General features: G+C 38.6%; 17 protein-coding genes. 1 reads left to right on the top strand and 16 read right to left on the bottom strand.

Going from position 1 to position 18,561, the window contains the following annotated elements; genetic code table 11:
• Window positions 1-252: 252 nt before the first annotated feature.
• From mglC to EO116_RS08490, 9 genes are all read right to left on the bottom strand, one after another.
• Window positions 253-1,260 carry a galactose/methyl galactoside ABC transporter permease MglC gene (gene mglC / locus EO116_RS07345; protein WP_127161263.1) on the bottom strand — a complete coding sequence of 336 codons (1,008 nt, stop codon included), beginning with the start codon at window positions 1,258-1,260 and terminating at the stop codon, window positions 253-255.
• A gap of 10 nt (window positions 1,261-1,270) precedes the next feature.
• Window positions 1,271-2,782, bottom strand: a complete 1,512-nt coding sequence (locus EO116_RS07340; protein ID WP_127161262.1) for a sugar ABC transporter ATP-binding protein — start codon at window positions 2,780-2,782, stop codon at window positions 1,271-1,273.
• A 60-nt stretch (window positions 2,783-2,842) separates the two neighbouring features.
• Entirely contained in the window at window positions 2,843-3,877 is a 1,035-nt protein-coding gene (locus tag EO116_RS07335) for a galactose ABC transporter substrate-binding protein (protein WP_127161261.1), read from the bottom strand.
• 62 nt (window positions 3,878-3,939) lie between these two features.
• Window positions 3,940-5,103, bottom strand: a complete 1,164-nt coding sequence (locus EO116_RS07330) for an ROK family transcriptional regulator (RefSeq protein WP_240629148.1) — start codon at window positions 5,101-5,103, stop codon at window positions 3,940-3,942.
• Window positions 5,104-5,116: 13 nt separating this feature from the next.
• On the bottom strand, window positions 5,117-6,271 hold the full coding sequence (locus tag EO116_RS07325) for a galactokinase (RefSeq protein WP_127161259.1): 1,155 nt from the start codon (window positions 6,269-6,271) through the stop codon (window positions 5,117-5,119).
• Window positions 6,264-7,250, bottom strand: coding sequence for a galactose-1-phosphate uridylyltransferase (galT, locus tag EO116_RS07320; RefSeq protein WP_127161258.1), 987 nt, complete (start codon window positions 7,248-7,250; stop codon window positions 6,264-6,266). Before galT ends, EO116_RS07325 begins: the two co-directional genes overlap by 8 nt.
• A 782-nt stretch (window positions 7,251-8,032) precedes the next feature.
• On the bottom strand, window positions 8,033-8,653 hold the full coding sequence (locus tag EO116_RS07315) for a 3'-5' exonuclease (RefSeq protein ID WP_126938812.1): 621 nt from the start codon (window positions 8,651-8,653) through the stop codon (window positions 8,033-8,035).
• Between the two features lie 108 nt (window positions 8,654-8,761).
• Window positions 8,762-9,040 carry a hypothetical protein gene (locus tag EO116_RS07310; protein ID WP_009353288.1) on the bottom strand — a complete coding sequence of 93 codons (279 nt, stop codon included), beginning with the start codon at window positions 9,038-9,040 and terminating at the stop codon, window positions 8,762-8,764.
• 86 nt (window positions 9,041-9,126) lie between these two features.
• Window positions 9,127-9,282 carry a hypothetical protein gene (locus tag EO116_RS08490; protein WP_164723951.1) on the bottom strand — a complete coding sequence of 52 codons (156 nt, stop codon included), beginning with the start codon at window positions 9,280-9,282 and terminating at the stop codon, window positions 9,127-9,129.
• A 280-nt stretch (window positions 9,283-9,562) separates the two neighbouring features.
• Here EO116_RS08490 and EO116_RS07305 point away from each other — a divergent pair, with 280 nt between their 5' ends.
• Window positions 9,563-10,144 carry a TetR/AcrR family transcriptional regulator gene (locus EO116_RS07305; protein WP_127161257.1) on the top strand — a complete coding sequence of 194 codons (582 nt, stop codon included), beginning with the start codon at window positions 9,563-9,565 and terminating at the stop codon, window positions 10,142-10,144.
• Window positions 10,145-10,345: 201 nt separating this feature from the next.
• On the opposite strand, the gene EO116_RS07300 is transcribed toward EO116_RS07305, so the two are convergent.
• The 7 genes from EO116_RS07300 to EO116_RS07270 form a co-directional block, all read right to left on the bottom strand.
• Window positions 10,346-11,722, bottom strand: coding sequence for an MATE family efflux transporter (locus EO116_RS07300; protein ID WP_240629147.1), 1,377 nt, complete (start codon window positions 11,720-11,722; stop codon window positions 10,346-10,348).
• Window positions 11,723-11,847: 125 nt separating this feature from the next.
• Window positions 11,848-12,621, bottom strand: coding sequence for an ABC transporter ATP-binding protein (locus EO116_RS07295; protein WP_127161255.1), 774 nt, complete (start codon window positions 12,619-12,621; stop codon window positions 11,848-11,850).
• Window positions 12,614-13,405, bottom strand: coding sequence for an ABC transporter ATP-binding protein (locus EO116_RS07290; RefSeq protein ID WP_127161254.1), 792 nt, complete (start codon window positions 13,403-13,405; stop codon window positions 12,614-12,616). Before EO116_RS07290 ends, EO116_RS07295 begins: the two co-directional genes overlap by 8 nt.
• 106 nt (window positions 13,406-13,511) lie before the next feature.
• Complete coding sequence (locus EO116_RS07285; protein WP_206168332.1) at window positions 13,512-15,095, bottom strand: ABC transporter substrate-binding protein; 1,584 nt, start codon at window positions 15,093-15,095, stop codon at window positions 13,512-13,514.
• A 36-nt stretch (window positions 15,096-15,131) separates the two neighbouring features.
• On the bottom strand, window positions 15,132-15,959 hold the full coding sequence (nikC, locus tag EO116_RS07280) for a nickel transporter permease (RefSeq protein ID WP_127161253.1): 828 nt from the start codon (window positions 15,957-15,959) through the stop codon (window positions 15,132-15,134).
• Window position 15,960: 1 nt separating this feature from the next.
• Window positions 15,961-16,893, bottom strand: coding sequence for a nickel ABC transporter permease (gene nikB / locus EO116_RS07275; protein WP_127061556.1), 933 nt, complete (start codon window positions 16,891-16,893; stop codon window positions 15,961-15,963).
• A gap of 541 nt (window positions 16,894-17,434) precedes the next feature.
• A complete protein-coding gene (locus EO116_RS07270) occupies window positions 17,435-18,388 on the bottom strand; it encodes a magnesium transporter CorA family protein (RefSeq protein WP_009353462.1) in 954 nt (317 codons plus the stop codon).
• Window positions 18,389-18,561 lie beyond the last annotated feature (173 nt).

Raw genomic sequence — 18,561 nt, 5'->3', positions numbered from 1 at the left:
TTATAAAATTCACGAAATATATAATATACAATTCGAATAATTTTTCCAATTGGATAATAATCTACATTTATTTGATTATATACATTTTGTGGAATCTATTTAAAATATCTCCTACAATATTAAATATTACAAAAACTCATTACAAGATACTGTAATGAGTTTTAATCTAAGCTTTCAACATTTGAAGGTAACACAAAACCCCCGACTTTCACAATCCTGTGAAAGCCGAGGGCTAATCAATTCAATATTCGATTATTTACGTGCCATGGATTTACGTACGTCGAAGGCAACCGCTACAACAATGATTAAACCTTTGATAATCAACTGCCAGTATGGTCCCATTCCAACGAATGTTAAACCATAGTTAATAACTGTAAAGATCAACACACCTGCTATGATACCAGGTACAGTACCGATACCACCAGTGATGGATACACCACCTACAACAGATGCTGCGATAGCATCTAACTCGTACATGTTGCCATAGTTGTTAGTAGCACCACCAGTACGAGCTGCTTCCAAAATACCACCTACGCCATACAAAGCGCCAGCAATGACATAGATAATAACAAGTGTTACTGCTACGTTGATACCAGATACTACAGCTGCTTGTGGATTACCACCAATAGCAAACATGTTTTTACCAAGAATTGTTTTGTTATATACCACATACATGATTAAAGAAATCACAGCAGCGATAATAACAATATATGGAATCGTCATAAATCCTAGGTCTAAAGAGCCTGTACCAATTTGTGTAAACTCTGGACGTAAACCACCAATCGGTTGAGAGTTATTTGGTTCCATATCAAAGTACAAGGAACAAATACCATAGGTAATAACCATGGTACCTAGTGTGGAAATAAATGGTACGATTTTTAAATACGCTACGATCACACCAGACACTAAACCGATGATAGCACCTACCACGATAGCAATCACGATTGGCAGAATCAATGGTAATTCTGGTAAATGTTCAAAGAATGGACGTGGATAATCTGGCAACTGTGTTAAAGATGCAGATACAACCGCTGTCAAGCCTACTACACGCCCTGCGGACAAGTCACAACCTGCGGTGATCAAAATCATAGCAGAACCTAACGCAATAATAACACGTGGAGAAGATTGAATTAAAATATCACGAAAACTTGTGACGGATAAAAAGTTCGGGCTATACATAGAAATAGCCGCTACTAGTACTACTAGTACCAAATAGATAATATTTTGGGAAAGAAACTTTCCTAACTTACCTTGGCTCATACAATACCTCCTAGACTAAACCAGCTGTTGCTAGTTCCATAATTTTTTCTTCAGTCGCTTCATGAGCATCTAAAATACCGCTCATATATCCATTACTCATCACCATAATGCGATCACTCATACCCAATAACTCCGGCATTTCTGAGGAAATCATAATGATACTTTTACCAGCACTAGCCAGTTCATTAATAATGGAATAAATTTCATATTTCGCTCCTACATCGATGCCCCGTGTCGGTTCATCTAAGAGTAGGATTTCTGGGTTCGTATTTAACCAACGGGCAATCAATACCTTTTGTTGGTTACCACCAGAAAGACTTTGAATTTTCGTTTCTGTAGACGGTGTTTTCACTCGTAAAGAAGCCACACCATCTTTTGTATCGTCTAGTCGTCTTGCATCATTTAATAGTTTAAACTTGTTTTCATATTTTGGTAGAGCCGCCATCGTTGTATTATCTACAATAGTGAGCATTGGGAAAATTCCTGTAGTACGGCGTTCTTCTGTAAGCAATGCCATACCCAGTTTTTTCGCATCCCGTGGGTGACGAATACGCACTTCTTTATCGTGCAAGTAAATCTTTCCAGATTCAATGCCACGAAGACCGAATAAGGCTTCGATAACCTCTGTTCGCTGCGCCCCTACTAGACCACCTACACCAAGGACTTCACCTTTACGAAGAGAGAAGCTTACATCTTTAAAAGAATGTGGATGAATAGATGTTAATTTTTCTACACGTAATACTTCTTCACTTGGAGTATTTGTTTTTTCAGGGAATAACTGTGTCATTTCACGACCTACCATTCGTTGAATGATAAGATCTGTTGTTAATTCATCAGCATGCCAAGTACCTATATATTGACCATCACGCATAATCGTTACTTCATCAGATATGCGCAGGATTTCTTCCATTTTATGAGAAATATATATAATTGCAACTCCTTTTTTACGCAAGGAGTTAATGATTTTGAAAAGATGTTCTACTTCATCACTCGTTAGGGAAGAGGTAGGTTCATCCATAACAATAATTCTAGATTGGTGAGAAACTGCTTTTGCAATCTCAATATTTTGTAGCTTAGAAACAGATAAATCACCAGCTAATTGTTCTGGATCGATATCTACATCGATTTCATTAAACAAGGCTAGTGTGTCTTCTTTCATTTTTTTATGGTCCACAAATGTAAAAGGACCAATTTTTTTGGTTGGGAATCGACCTAACCATAGATTTTCCATAACATTACGCTGTAATACAGGGTATAACTCTTGGTGGATCATGGAAATTCCCATTCCAAGAGCTTTTCGGGAATCTGTCATTTCTACTACTTCGCCATCAATGACCACGTCCCCTTGATCAGGCTTATAAATACCGAACAGGCATTTCATAAGAGTAGACTTCCCCGCGCCATTCTCTCCCATTAGAGCATGTACGGTGCCTGGTCGGACTTTGAAAGTGACATTATCCAAGGCCTTTACGCCAGGAAATTCCTTCGTAATTTGGCGCATTTCTAATATGTACTCGCCCATACATTTTCCTCCTACTAATCAGATAATAAAGGGGGCAAAATGCCCCCTTACTGCATTTTCTTATTTGTCACCTAAAATCTTATCCGCATTTTCTTTTGTTACGATTTCGTAAGGTACCCAAATATATTTACCATCAACAATTTCAAAACCTGTATTGTCTTTATTTGGTGTTTCGCCTTTAGCTAACACATAGGAAAGATTAAATACAGCTTGACCTTGTTTTTTAGCATTGTTTAATACTGTACCCAATAATGTGCCGTCTTTCAACGCTTGTACTGCTGGAGTTGTAGCGTCAACGCCTACTACTGGAATGTATTTGCCATTTGTGAAGTAGCCTGCTGCTTTCAACGCTTCAATAGCACCTAATGCCATGTCGTCATTGTTACAGATAACAGCATCGATTTTGTCGCCGTAACGGCTCAAGAACGCTGCCATTTTTTCTTGACCTTTAACGCGGTCCCACATACCTGTATCGCTAGCTAACTCTTCTACTTTCATACCTTCTTTTTTAAGGGATTCTACAGAGTATTGTGTACGAAGTACAGCATCTTGGTGACCTGGTTCGCCAGTGATCATAACATAGTGGATAACACCATCATTGCTATGGTATGCTTCAGGATGTTTTTTGAAGTAATCTGCTAAGATTTTACCTTGCATTTCACCACTTTGTTCAGCTTTCGCACCTACATAGTATACTTTATCCCATTTCGCCATATCTTCTTTTAATGGTTCACGGTTCAAGAATACCAACGGAATGTTAGCTGCTTTTGCTTTATCAATGATAACGCCTGCTGCTGTGCGGTCTACTACGTTAACGCCGATTGCTTTGTACTTCTTATTGATGAATAAGTCAATCTTTTCGTTTTGTGTTGGTTGAGAGTTTTGGCTATCTACGATATCCACTTTAGCTTTGTCTTTGGCAGCTTTATCAATTTCTGCACGAACGCCACTCATGAAAGTGTCATCAAATTTGTAAATAGCAACCCCAATTTGAGGTTTGTCACCGCTTGCTCCTTGATCGCTTCCGCAACCACCTAACACAAGTGCACCTACTGCTGCAGATGCAAGCATCGCTGCTTTCCAAGATCGTTTCATAATAATATCCTCCTTTTAGATATCCTATATACCTATAAGACTAGTGTATCTAGTCGTGGTACCTACCGTAACCAAGCTTCTTCAGCTCGTTTTGCACTGACAATATCAATCATACCTAACAATGTATAATAAGAGCCATTGCCGGAATATTCTAAATTAATCGTATGTGCTTTGTATGAATTGCGTTCTAATACACCTCGTAAAATAGGGTCCATTACTCCTACTGCATTACCCATAGCACTGCTCAAAATAATCCGCTCTGGATTAAATAAGTTCGCTATATTGGCTAAAGCAATTCCTAAATAATGCCCTACTCGTGAAAGAGCCTCTAAACACACTTCATCACCTTCTACTGCGGCCTCATAAATAGGCTCTACACGAAATGCTTTGCTCACAACCAATGGGTTATCTTGTACCGACGTATATCGGCCTTTTTCCATTTGTTCCAATACATACGTGTGGATCGATGTTTCCGATGCGATGTCTTCCAAGCGCACTTCATTGCCCGCTTCATCTAATCGAATCACACCATATCCAATCTCACCAGCACTATCGTTGAATCCGCGATAGAGTTCACCGTGATAAATTAGAGATATCCCTAGTCCATAACTGAATTTAAGGACTATGAGATTATCCATTTCTTTACCACTACCATAATAATATTCACCCGTCGATAAACAACGGACATCATTTTCTACATAGACAGGCACATGGAATCGTTCTTCTAAGATATATTTGAAAGGAATATTATTCCACTTCCCATTTGGAGAATAAATGGAAATTCCTTTTCCTGAATCTACAGGGCCACGTAAAATCAGCCCTATACTTTTTATCTTATACTCTTGTTTAAAGATATCCTGTATGCCTCGGTACATATGCTGCATAATTTCATCAGCACTGCAGCCAATAATCGATGTTTCTTCTTGATGTAGGATTTGCCGTCCTACCGTAGCCACATAAAACACAATGGCATGAGTTCTTACATGAACGATAAGATAGGTTTCAATATCATGATTAAAGTCTAATAACATTGATGGGCGTCCCAATGCAGATCGTTCTTGACGATCTTCGTAGACCAATCCTTTCCGAATTAAATTCGTACAAATATTAGTCACTGTGGGAGGCGTTATTTTGGTTTGTCTTGCGATCAATGCCTTCGATACGGGGCCATGACGCCTGATGTAATTCAAAATAATTTCATCATTGCTTATTTGTGGCTTTATCATGATTCTATCTCCTTTACAGCGAATACACCCCATCACCAATATCAGCAATATATAGACTAGGGGTAACACCTATTTGTTTCTCGTACTCTTCTGGAATAGCTCTCATAAAAGCCTCAATATGCTCATCTTTTACAAGGGCAATGGCACAACCACCGAAACCTGCACCGGTCATACGAGATGCAATACAGCCTTCTTGAGATCGTGCTAAATCAACAATCGTATCTAATTCTTTACCTGTTACTTCAAAATCAACCTGTAAGGATCTGTGAGATTCATTCAAGCAATGCGCAATGCCTGTTAAGTCAGCCGCTTCCAAAGCTTTCATGAAATCTAATACACGTAAATTTTCAGTGATGACATGGCGAGCTCTACGCAGTAACACATCATCAGAAATAAATTCCAAATCATCCAATGTAGCCAATGCCAAGCCAGAGATATCCTTATGCTTGCGGATAATTTCATGAGCCGCATCGCACTGACCTTTACGCTCGTTAAATTTGGAGTCTACAAGACCTCTTTGTTTATTTGTATTCATGATGACAAGGGTATGTCCATGCCAATTTAATGGAACCAGTTTTCGCTCCATTTTTGTGCAATCTAACAAGACACCATGGCCTTCTTTACCATGTGCGATAGCATACATATCCATAATGCCTACTTTTACACCTACGAAATGGTATTCTACATGCATAGCCATTTTTGCCAGTTCCGTGCGATCAATTGGAGTTAGACCCAACTCTGAAAGCAGCATATAGCCAGTTAAATCTAGCATACATGCAGAAGAGGACAGCCCTGCACCAGCTGGCAAATTACCATTAAAATAAATATCCATACCTGGCACTGTGTGCCCTTTATCTTTTAAGAATTGGATCACACCTAATGGATAATTAGCCCAATCGTGTTCAATATTATATTGGAAAGGTTCATTTACATCAACCACTACTGTCTTTTCCATATTATCAGAGTGTAGACGTACCTTGCTATCTTCACGTAAACGGATGGCTCCATAAATGCCTACTTTAAGTGCCGCTGGGAATACATGACCACCATTATAGTCTTGATGCTCACCAATCACATTGACACGACCTGGAGCAAAATAACAATGCACATCTCCTGAACCTTCGCCAAAGAAGGACAGAAAACGCTGCTGTAATTCTTCTTTATTCATTTTCTTGTTCAACCTCACTATATAGTTTGCGTAATTCCGGTGCTGTTTCTTCTACAGCACTCGTATTCGCTGCTGCCCATGCTCCCATTTCAGAGGATGCATAGTATTTGATTTTATTTGCTTCTCTGAAAGGAGGATAGAATTGAATATTAAAGTGATAATATTCTTCATGTCCTGCATATTCAGGGCTATTTACAGGATTTTGATGATATACCATCATATATGGGAATGGCATATCAAATAAACGATCAAAGGCTTCTGTTAATGTTTTTAACATATGCGCTAAATCTTTGGTTTCTTGTTCCGTGCAATCTGTAATGTAATTCATGTGACGTTTTGGCACCACAAATACACCATATGGATAATCTGTAAAAAACGGAATATAGGCCAAGAAAGAGTCATTTTCTCCCACAATACGAGCATCTTTTTCTTTCTCAACTTGATTCATTTTACAGAATAAGCATTCACCATGTTCATGATGATGGTCTTTAGCACTGTCCAGCTCTACTTGTAATTTTTGTGGTACAAAAGAATAGCCATATAATTGACCATGTGGATGTGGCATTGTCACACCTACTGCTTCGCCTTTATTTTCAAAAGGGTAGATGTATTTAATTTTTTCATCTTTTGCTAATTCACTATGACGCTCTTTAATAAGATTTAGTAATTTAACAATATGATCTTCGGATAATTCGTAAAATTTAGCAGTATGCTCCGGAGAATATAAGATAACTTCACATTTTCCATAGTTTTCTTGGCTTTTGTAAAAGTCATTACCATCTTCATAAGGAGCCTCTGGCGTTTGCGTTAAGGCTGGAAAGTCGTTATCATACTTCAACACATCATAATCTGCTGGGACTTTTTTGTTAATACCTGGGCAGAATGGGCACCAATCCTTTGGCATCGTTGGGCGTGCTTTACGATTTGAAGCGACCATTGTCCAAGTCCGCAATAAAGGATTCCATCGTAATTCCGACATGGAATACCTCCAATCTATAGCTATATCATGTTAATAAATAAAGATAATTTTTTATATAGTTCTATTCTTTCATATTTTAACATTTTTTTCAATACTTAATTAAATAATAAGTTATATGATTTACTCATAATCTGATGAGCAGCATGATTTTTATCACAATTTTTCTCTTATGAGATACAAAACCGGCGCCACATCCCCCTTCTCTCACTGCATTCTGAATATAAGTTATATGATTTACTCATAATTTAATCTTTTACATGTTTTTCCACTTGTTTTGATATCCTATGATACAAAACAATGCCACATCCCCCTTCTCTCACTGCATTCTGAATGTTCGTTCAGGGGAATATGGCATTGTTTTTTATTTATTTTGGCGTGTGAACACTTAGCAAAACTTCTCTAACACCCCAAATTATGAGTCAATCATATGGTGGCTTATTAGGGAGGGGTATGGGTTAATGTAGTGTATCTGCTGGTATCTGTTCTCCCGAAGGTAAGTAGTGCTTAGGGCTGGTCTATTTTCCTTATCTAAATAGACATTCATCGTTTCGATGCCTATAAGCCTCTTCTACATGCTATACAAAATACTTTTATTTCTTACTATTTTTACTATTCTTTTCATTCTTTATACATACGCAAACATATACTACTGCTAGCATGACTAAATGTAATAGCTATATGGAGTATTCCTGCTCTTGAATACCCCTATGAAACACTGGTATCCATTAACAACTATATAAACTCCTCTTACCTATAAAAGCCCTAGTAGATATTATCGCTCACTAGAAGAAAGTATCTTGTGTGCCGCTTTGTTTAACTTCCATTTGGGCCCGTCGTTCATCGGTGATGAAGGAGTCTGGTTTCATATTGATTAAGTGTAATAAGCCCCGCATGGAATCTACACCTTTTTCTTTCGCTGCTGCAATGGCTACTTTAGCACATACTTCAGAGTCGTCCAGCGCGTTGTGATGGTTAAATTTGATGCCTAAAAATCCGCCCAAAGTATTCAACTTATGATTCACCAAATCAGGCCACACTTTTCGTGTGATGCGGACGGTGCAAGTATATTCCAAATCCGGCCATTCAATATTGTAATGGTCCAATGTAGCACGCAACACATCGATATCAAATTTCGCATTGTGAGCCACCAATAGTTTTCCTTTTAAATGATTGTTATAAATAGCCGGCCACAATTGGTCAAAAGTAGGCTTATTCAACACTTCTTCCGGTTGGATACCATGGATACCAATGAACTCTTGGTTGAACTGCATCACTGGTGGCTTGATTAAACTATAGCCACGTTTTGTGATCCTTCCATCTTCCACAGTCACCACCGCTAAGGAAATAGCACTATTCTTACTTTCATTAGCCGTTTCAAAATCTAAGGCCACAAAATTTAACATATATCCTCCTCACGCAAGACTTTAACATCTGCGATTACATCAAGAAAAAGCAGATGCATCATAGCATCTGCTTTTATTATATAGTATTTTTAATGAAAGTAAAATCGATTATTGAATCGCTTTCTCAAACACTGCTTTGATTAAAGATTTTGTTTGTTCGTAGCTTTCACCAGGTTGTGCTTCATATTGTTTGTCCAAATCGAACCACAAATTTGGATAGTATTCATATGGATGTGTTTTGAACAATTCTACAGCATCTTGATCTTCTACCCAGTTAATTTTGATTTCTTTGAACGCAGGGTTTTCTGCTTGCAATTCTTCGATAGCGCGGAATGCGTTAGCGCAATATGGACAATGATGTAAATGGAAGCCTAAAATTTCTTTCATAGTATACTCCTTTCATCGAATCGATGTATTATATCGAATTTATTCAATTATAAGATTAGTATACCACAAGAAAATTCATGTTACAACTATAAGCCGGCGTGGTATGTCAAAATCGCAGTCCAAGATGTATGAATCCAACTAGACACATCAACCTTTGTCTGTAGTGCAACGGCTAAAAACATGGCTCCTGTAATTACGGTTGCAGTAGTACTGCTCATAATCGCATCAATTCGTTCTAACATAAGAACACATCCTCTCTAATCTCTTACCTTATATGGCTGAAAGTCATCACTGCACCCAGTCTTTGTAGTAGATGCTCTCAGTTAAAAATCTAAACTATCTTTCATAACAACAAAGATATGAAACACTTTGTCACTTATGATATACTATTAGTATAGTGAAATTGAGAGATTTTACAAGAATCACTTTTTCTGTTTTGTTATTTACGAAACATATATAGAAAAGTATCCTATATTGAACAAGTATCTCATTTTGTCTGATTCATAATAGTAAGGAGGACCTATGGACAAACGACAAGTGAAAACTAGAAAAGCGATTTTCGACGCCTTTGTAAGGCTCTTAGAACATAAAAATTATAATGCTATCATCGTACAAGATATTATCGATGAAGCCCTCATTGGCCGTAGTACATTTTATGCACACTTTGAAACAAAAGAGGACCTGTTAGAGGCTCTATGTCTAGAATTATTCTCTCATATTATCGACACCGCATCAGACTTCTCTCATGCTCATGGCTTATATAAAAATAGTCACATCAAGGAAGCCATCTTCCTCCATATCTTGCAGCATTTAGAGGACAACGATAACAATATTTTAGGTCTTCTTTCCTGTGAAAGTAACGAGCTCTTCCTTCGTCATTTCAAGAATAGTTTAAAAGAACTCATCCAAAGTCATTTCTTAAACAATCAAACTTGTCCTCACAATAACATCCCTCACGATTTTATTTCTAATCACATTGCCGGATCTTTTGTAGAAATGGTACTTTGGTGGTTAGAAAATGATCGCCAATACTCCATCGAAGATATGTCACGATACTTTTACCATATTACAGAACCATTGATTTTAGAACATCAACACGAATAATTCCGTACATACAACAAGGCGCTACCTTGAGCATACTCGCTCATCGGTAGCGCCTTGTTATTATATAACATCAACTGTATATGTTTTTAATTATCATTAAGATATTCTTTATGGCATATTGCTGTGCCGACTAGAATGTAAAACATCCATCTACTATTGATTACGCTATTTTGTAAAACAGCAATTTTCATTAGAAACATATTAGACCGCTAAGGAAAACCGTTTTTTTGCCAACGGCAAGAACAACACTAAAATGATAGATTCTAATAGGTACGTGAGCACATAGGTCATCCACACGCCGTCATTACCGAATGGAGGGATGAGCAATTCTTGCATGCCTACAAAGAAGACCACTGCAATGAACATCATATTCCGGATAGATGCAGTCTGACCGATGCCATTGTACATACCATATAATAATAATCCTACTGCCGCACAGATAGGATAGAGCAATAGATAATGGGAATATTCCAAGGCCATCGTGTAAATCTCTGGTACTGAGGTCATAACCATAATAACATCATTACGGAATAATCCCAGCACGATTTCTACAATGACCACAAATACCGCTAAGCATTGCAGGGAAATCTTCAACGTATCTTTCCAAAGCACCAAGTCACGCTTACCAAAAGCTTTTCCAGTAAATACGCTAACTCCATTAGCCTGTCCATCTGTGAAGTATGCCATGATGAAGATAATCTCTAAAATGACTGCATTTGTAGCTAATACATCACTACCCATGGCACTGCCTGCCTTGGCAAACAAATTATTAATTGTGAGCAAGCAAAAGGTACGAAGCATCAGGTCTGTGTTAACTTTCATAATAGATAGGAATGGTTTCACCCGTTTTAAGGCATTCCATATATGGGCCGTTAGGTCTAACCGTTCACGAACTAAGTACATAGCACCTAGGCCTACTAAGAACGCATAGATTTGGGAAATCAAAGATGCCCAAGCCACCCCTTTTACTCCAAAGTCAAAGCCAAATACGAAAAGGAAGGACAAAGCAATATTTAGCACGTTCATGGAGATTTGCATAATCATAGTGGCGCGAATCATCATCTGCCCCATAAGCCAACCTAACGTAACATAATTGACCAATACGAAAGGAGCTCCCCAGATTAAAATATCTGTATAATCTGCCATCAAAGCGATCACCTCTGGGTCGGGATGCATAAAACTTGCATAGTAATCAAATATCCAAGGATAGCCGATGATAAAGGCTGCGCTGATGAATAAGGCAATGATAAGAGGTCGAAAGAAACTGAGTGATGTACTTTCCTTCGATTGTTCTCCCAAAGCCTGTGCGGAAAACACCGTAGTAGCCACCCGCAGAAATCCAAAGAGCCAATACATATTATTAAACAAGATAACTCCTAATGCTACGGCAGCAATGTACATAGCATTATCCATATGCCCCATAATCCCAGTATTCACCGCCCCTAAGAGAGGTTGGGTCACAGTAGAAATCATAAATGGAATTGTCACTTTTAAATAGTCTTTGTAGGTCAATCGTTCTTCCATCTTACCCTCACAAAAAAGAGGAACACCTAGGTGTTCCTCTTGAAACATTTTCATACACCATTTGATACATTCATTGTATCAAAGGCCGTTCATGTAACACAAATATATCTTATTCATACAATTTATGTTATATTACAAAACAATCTATTCATCTAAAGAAAAATAATGTTAGCCATAGATTACCGATCTAAATTATAAACCGCACTTAATAATTGTTTTGTATACGGATGCTTCGCCTCTGCTAAGGCATCTCCATTCAGGCGTTCTACCACTTCCCCTTTATACATGACCACAACTTTGTGGCAGAATAAATGGACTAATGCCAAATCATGGCAAATAAATAGGTAGGTAATGCCTTTTTCTTTTTGTAACCGTACCAATAGCTCGATGATTGTATCTTGTACAGATACATCTAGAGCACTCGTGGCTTCATCGCAAACGATAATTTCTGGTTCTAATGCTAAGGCTCTAGCAATAGCCACACGTTGTCGTTGTCCGCCACTCATATTATTCGGATAACGGTCTGCAAAATCTTCCGGTAAGTCTACCATTTTCAATAATTCTTTAGCTTTCGCATCTACATCTGCTTTATTGATTAATCCAAAATTACGCAATGGTTCACAGATGATATCACGTACTTTCATCTTCGGATTGAAAGCGGCTGTTGGATCTTGAAATACCATTTGAATATGACGATAATTTTGGCGTTTTTCTTCACCTGTCAACTTCGTAATATCTTTACCTCGGAAAATAACAGACCCAGATGTAGGTGCATGCATATTCATAATAGTCTTCACCAAGGTAGATTTACCGCACCCAGACTCGCCTACGATAGCTAAGGTTTCTCCCCGTTCTACATCGATGGAGATTCCATTACAAGCACGCAAAGTAGAACCGTCTGCGAGAGGGAATTCTTTCACAATATCTTGAATTTGCATAATAATATCAGACATAGCGTTTCCCTCCGTTTTCTGGCACTGCATTGAGTAATTGTTTCGTATACTCCGCTTGTGGATTACGAATCACTTCCTCAGCCGTTCCATATTCCACCACAGCCCCTTGCTTCATAACCACAATTTTGTCAGACATGTGAGCCGCCACACCGATATTATGAGTTACGATAATCATCGATGTTTTATTTTCACGATTGATACGCAATAATTCTTCTACAATTTGTGCTTGCGTCGTTACATCTAGGGCCGATGTCGGTTCATCACCTAGCAATAGTTTAGGAGAGAATGTAATAGCCATGGCAATCCCTACCCGTTGACGCATACCGCCACTGAGTTCAAAGGGATAAGACTTCATGATTGCTTCAGGATGTGGCAAATTGGTGAGCGCCAACATTTCGATAGCTTTTGCCTCTGCCTCTTGTTTAGACATAGTGCTATGTAATTGAATGAACTCTACAAATTGCTTCCCGATTGTTTGGATAGGATTCATCATATTGCCGCTATCTTGGAAGATCATAGCAATGTGATTGCCTCGCAAATCCAACCAATCCTTTGTGGAAAGCCCTAATAAGTCTTGTCCATCAAAGGTAATACTCCCTTCAGAAACACGACCTGTATTTGGCAATACACCTAACAGTGCACGGATGACCGTAGTCTTACCACTGCCGGACTCCCCTACAATAGAAACAATCTCCCCTTCTGCTAGGTCTAGGTTAACCCCTGCAATCGTAGGATTCGGGTTATTTCCATAGGTAACTGCTAAATTTTTAATACTAAGTAACATATATATCCCTTCTGTATATTTCTTAACAATGCTACTGAAAGCGACTGCTACATACAACAAGGGGAGGCAAACCTGCCTCCCGATTGTTGCGGACATCTGCAAAGGATTATTTTGCTGGTTTAATATCTTTAGTCAACCAGTAGTAGTCTGTTGGATACATCACTACATTTGTTAACCATTTATTATTGACGATATTTGTTTTAGGGTAACCTAAGAACAATGCCGCACCATCATTCAATAAGATTTGTTGTGCTTCGATAATTAAGCTTTGACGTTTAGATTTGTCGAACTCAACTGCTAATTGATCCATGATTGCATCGAATTTAGGATTGCTGTAACCAGAACCATTTTGAGGGTTTTCACCATTCAAGTTAGTTTTCCAGTACCATTTCAAGAAGATTTCTGGGTCACCAGTATTCGCTGTTACAATGTTGGAGATCAATAAGTCATAATCGCCATCGATACCCATTTTATCGATTAAGTTATAGTCCACAGACTCGATATTCACTTTGATACCGATTTTTTTCATGTCGGATTGAACAGCTTCTGCATAGATTGGAAGTTCTTGACGGCTGTTGTATACTACGAAGCGCACTTCTAAGTTTTTACCGTCTTTATCTACGTAACCGTCTCCATCAGTATCTTTCCAGCCAGCTTCTGCCAACAATTGTTTGGAACGATCAGGATTGTATGCATTAGGGTCTTTCAAACCATCGAAACCATAATCCAAGCTTGGTGGAATTGGCGCTTTACCAGGAATGAAAGTACCTTTTAACAATACTTCGTTGTAGGATTTACGATCCGTACCGCTGATGAAGGCAGCACGAACTTTTTCGTCACCTAATACGCCTTTTTGGTTAATACGAGCTAATACAGTACGCAAGGAAGCAATTTCATCTACTTTGAATTTGCTGTCATTACGCATAGTTTCAAGGTCACCCGCACCGATATTAACTGCGAAGTCTACGTCACCATTTTGTAATGCCAACGCACGAGTTGTAGGATCATCGATAGATGGAATTTCTACAGTTTTGAATGGAACTTCCCCATCCCAGTAATTTTCGTTAGCTTCTACAACTGCTTTTTCTTTAGTGAAAGATTTCACTTTGTACGGACCAGTACCGATAGGACCTTCTTTAGCGAAGTCACGGCCAGCTTTTTCAGCAGACACATCTACAATGATGAATAATGGGTCAGCCAAGAAACCAGGTACATTTGGATACGGTTTATCAGTAGTAATGATCAAATTTTGACCTTCTGCTTTGATATCTGTGTATTTGAAGAATGTAGCGGCACGTTTATTTTTCTCGAAAGCACGTTCAATGGATTCTTTTACCGCTTCAGCAGTTACTTTATTACCATTAGAGAATTTCGCTTTATCGCTAATTTTGAAAGTCCAAGTCAATTTATCTGCAGATACAGACCAGCTTTCCGCCAACCAAGGTTGTGTGTTCATTTTTTCGTCGAATTTAGCTAATGTTTCGCCAATACCGTAACGCATAACTACCCAACCGAAGTAATTTTGTGTTGGCTCCAATGTATCTGCGAAGTTTGTAACACCAAATTTTACTACACTTTTGTCAGCTGGTGCCGCATTGTCGCTACCGCAACCTGCAATCACACCTAATGCCGCTACTGCCATAACACCAAATGTAGCATTACGAAGCCATTTTTTCCAACTTTGTTTCATGTTAAGTTCCTTTCTACAAAACTGACTACTAACACATTAATGTGAATCTGTACTACGTGGGTCTAAGATATCCCGTAGCGAATCGCCCCATAAATTGAAGATAGTAACCACAATGAAAATGGCCATCCCTGGATATAACATCAATTCTGGTGACGATAAAATATATTGACGGTTCTCATTGAGCATTAAGCCCCATTCTGGCGTCGGAGGCTGTGCCCCAAATCCCAAGAATGAAAGTCCCGCAATTTCCATCATCATAGACCCGATATCCATTGCCCCTGTAATGATAACCAAAGGCAATACATTCGGTAAAATGTGGCGCCATAAAATGGTTAATTGTTTCGTACCATTCACTCTAGCTGCCGCAATAAAGTCGTTATGGCGAAGTTTGATTACCGCAGATCGAATCAATCGTGCGTATTTCGCCCAGCTCACCACAACAAGAGCTAAGATCGCATTGATGGCACTACCACCCAAGATCCCGGCAATGGCAATGGCCAATACCACCCCTGGGAAGGATAGCATAATGTCCGTAAAGCGCATCAATACGAGTTCTACTTTACCTCCAAAGAAACCGGAGAAAATCCCTATCACTGTACCAACAGTGGCCGTTAAGATAACAAGGATGATAGTCATGGACAAGGAAGTTTGTGTACCGTAAATGATACGGGAGAACGTGTCACGCCCCAATTTATCAGTGCCCATCAGATGGTCTGCAGAGGGCTTTAAGAAAGCTTTTGACATATCTGCATGAAAGGCATCATGTGGTGTGATATAGGGAGCAAATATAGCAATTCCTACTACAATAGCCACTAAGAGGGAGTAGAAAGAAAAGCGCTTGTGTTGCAAAATAAATTCTTTCATCTTATCCCCTCGCTTTCAATCGTGGATCCAAAATAGAGTAGGACAGGTCTACCAAGAAATTGATGGCTGTATAGATAAGGGCCACCCACAATACAAAGCCCTCAATGAGTGGATAATCGCGCATGGCAATGGCATAGACCGCCATTTTCCCCATCCCTGGCCAAGAGAATACGATTTCAATCACCGCAGCCCCTGCCAAGAGCCAACCAATACCTATACCCATAACCGTAATCAATGGTAATAAAGCATTTGGTAAGACATGTTTCCATAAAATTTGAGATTCACTCATGCCACGGGCACGAGCCCCCATCACATAGTCTTGATGCAACTCCTCAATAATCACAGTCCGTACTTGACGTGTGAATTTAGCTGCCATTACAAAAGATAATGTAATCGCTGGCAAAATTAAAGCTTTAAAGCTAATCGCAGACGTAGCAATCGGTACCCAATGTAATTTCAATCCGAAGATGTACAGTAAAAGCATACCTAACCAGAAGCTTGGCATTGACACATTCACAAAAGAAAAGAATCGAATGATAAAGTCTGGCAGTTTATTCGCTTTTACCGCCGAATAAATCCCCATGGGTATAGAAATAAGAACATTTAGCGTAAAGGCAGACACTGCTAATAAGGCTGTTCCGCCCAAGCCTTCTAATAATTTGTCGGTCACTGGTTTTTTCCCTGAATAGGAGGTTCCCAAATCACCTTGTACGGCACCTGCTACCCAGCGCACATACTGTTCCATGAATGGACGATCTAAGCCCATTTCTTTTCGTGTAGCATCAATCATTTCCTGTGACACAATGGTGTCCCCTGCTTCCAATACCATCAAAGCTGGATCCCCAGGAGCAATGTAGGTCAAGCAAAATGTCAAAAATGTAACCCCAATTAATGTGACTAGCAATTGTGACACCTTACTTAATATGGTTTTCAATCATCCACATCCTTTCCTTAATGTTAGTGAGCATACATTGATGTAATTAATACATACCAAAAAAAGAAAAACCACCCTTTGGGTGGATCTACATTAAGTTAGCAAGGGCTATAGTTTAGACAATCTTGCTCCATCTTGCCCATAACCCTATACAACTTTTAGCAATATCTTCCCCAAAATATTCTTCCCTTATTTAAGGCATTCATAGTCAATATCTACGCCCAACTATATTATAGATATTACATAAATATGTTAATTTCTTTTATCAAAATTGTCAAATGACTAATGTGAATATTGCAAGACATGGAATGCATGCTTGTTTGAAAGTGTACATTTATAGGCATTTATCTGTGATTTATATCATTTTCAATCATTATTTTTACGCAAATTGAAAAATATCTATACAGTAATTTTATTCACTTTGTATAATATTCATGATTTTCAAAGGTAGATATAAAAAACTTTCATAGTTAACCTGAATAACGACACAAAAAACACCTAAAAGGTTAGCCCCTTAGGTGTGTTATATTGTATTATGCAATTAAAAGAAATCGTTTTTCCAAAGCCAATAGCCTGCCAGCGCTGCAAAGCTTATGCCAATACCAATCACATACTCAAAGCCATATTCCATATCAGCAAATGGCACCGGTACATTGATACCCCACAAGCTAAAGATTGCCGTTGGTACCGCTAGCATAATTGTCATAGCTGCCAATAATTTCATAACTAAGTTTAAATTGTTAGAAATAATTGATGTAAAGGCATTCATCATATTCATCAAAATATTAGAATACATTTCAACCATTTCCACAGCCTGCTTGTTCTCAATGATTACATCTTCTAATAGATCTTCATCTTCTTCATAGATTTTCAACAAATAACGCACATCATCATGACGACGAATGCGCAAAATCCGTTCCATTACCGTTCCATTACCACGCAGTGCAGAGGTAAAATAGGTCATGGATTTTTGTAATTCCAACAATTGAAACAAATCTTTATTCCGTGTCGTATGTCGCAATGTTTTTTCAATGTCATCCGTACGGCGGTCGATTTGTTGTAAGTATCGCAAATATAGTACCGCTGTGCGATACATGATTTGGAACAGAAATCTTGTCTTTTTAAAAGTATAGAAGGTTGGCATTTGATTGCTCAAGAACGGATACAGCACCTCTGCTTCTTCTAAACAGATAGTAATAAAGAAATCTTCTGTCACAAATACACCCAATGGAACTGCATCATATACGTCAGATCCACGCAGTACTGGAATGTTAATAACGACGAAAATGTATTCATCTTCAATTTCTACGTGAGACCGTTCTTCCGTATCCAAAGCTGCTTTCAGTACGTCCGTTGGAATCTGTGTCATCATATTGACGATAGCCAACTCATCGGGGTCTGGGTTCACCAAATTTATCCATGAACCTTTTGTAGCATCTTGTACAGTGGAATCTGTAAATAATTCCCCCTCTACGTGTTTGTGTACCGTTAACATGTGACACCTCCTTAACGTCTTAATAACCCTACCCTTTATCTTAATCAATCGAGGCCGATTCGTCAATTTTTTTATGATTTCTTGTGAAAGTTTATTACACAACAAAAAGGACCTGGTCTAATACCAAGTCCTCTTTGCCGTATAGTTGTTATGTAGTGATATATGCCTTGCAT

It is taken from the genome of Veillonella sp. VA137 (assembly GCF_003992015.1).
In the GTDB taxonomy this organism is placed as follows: domain Bacteria; phylum Bacillota; class Negativicutes; order Veillonellales; family Veillonellaceae; genus F0422.
Note: the sequence above shows the minus strand (reverse complement) of the source record. Positions and strands in the feature narration are given on the sequence as shown.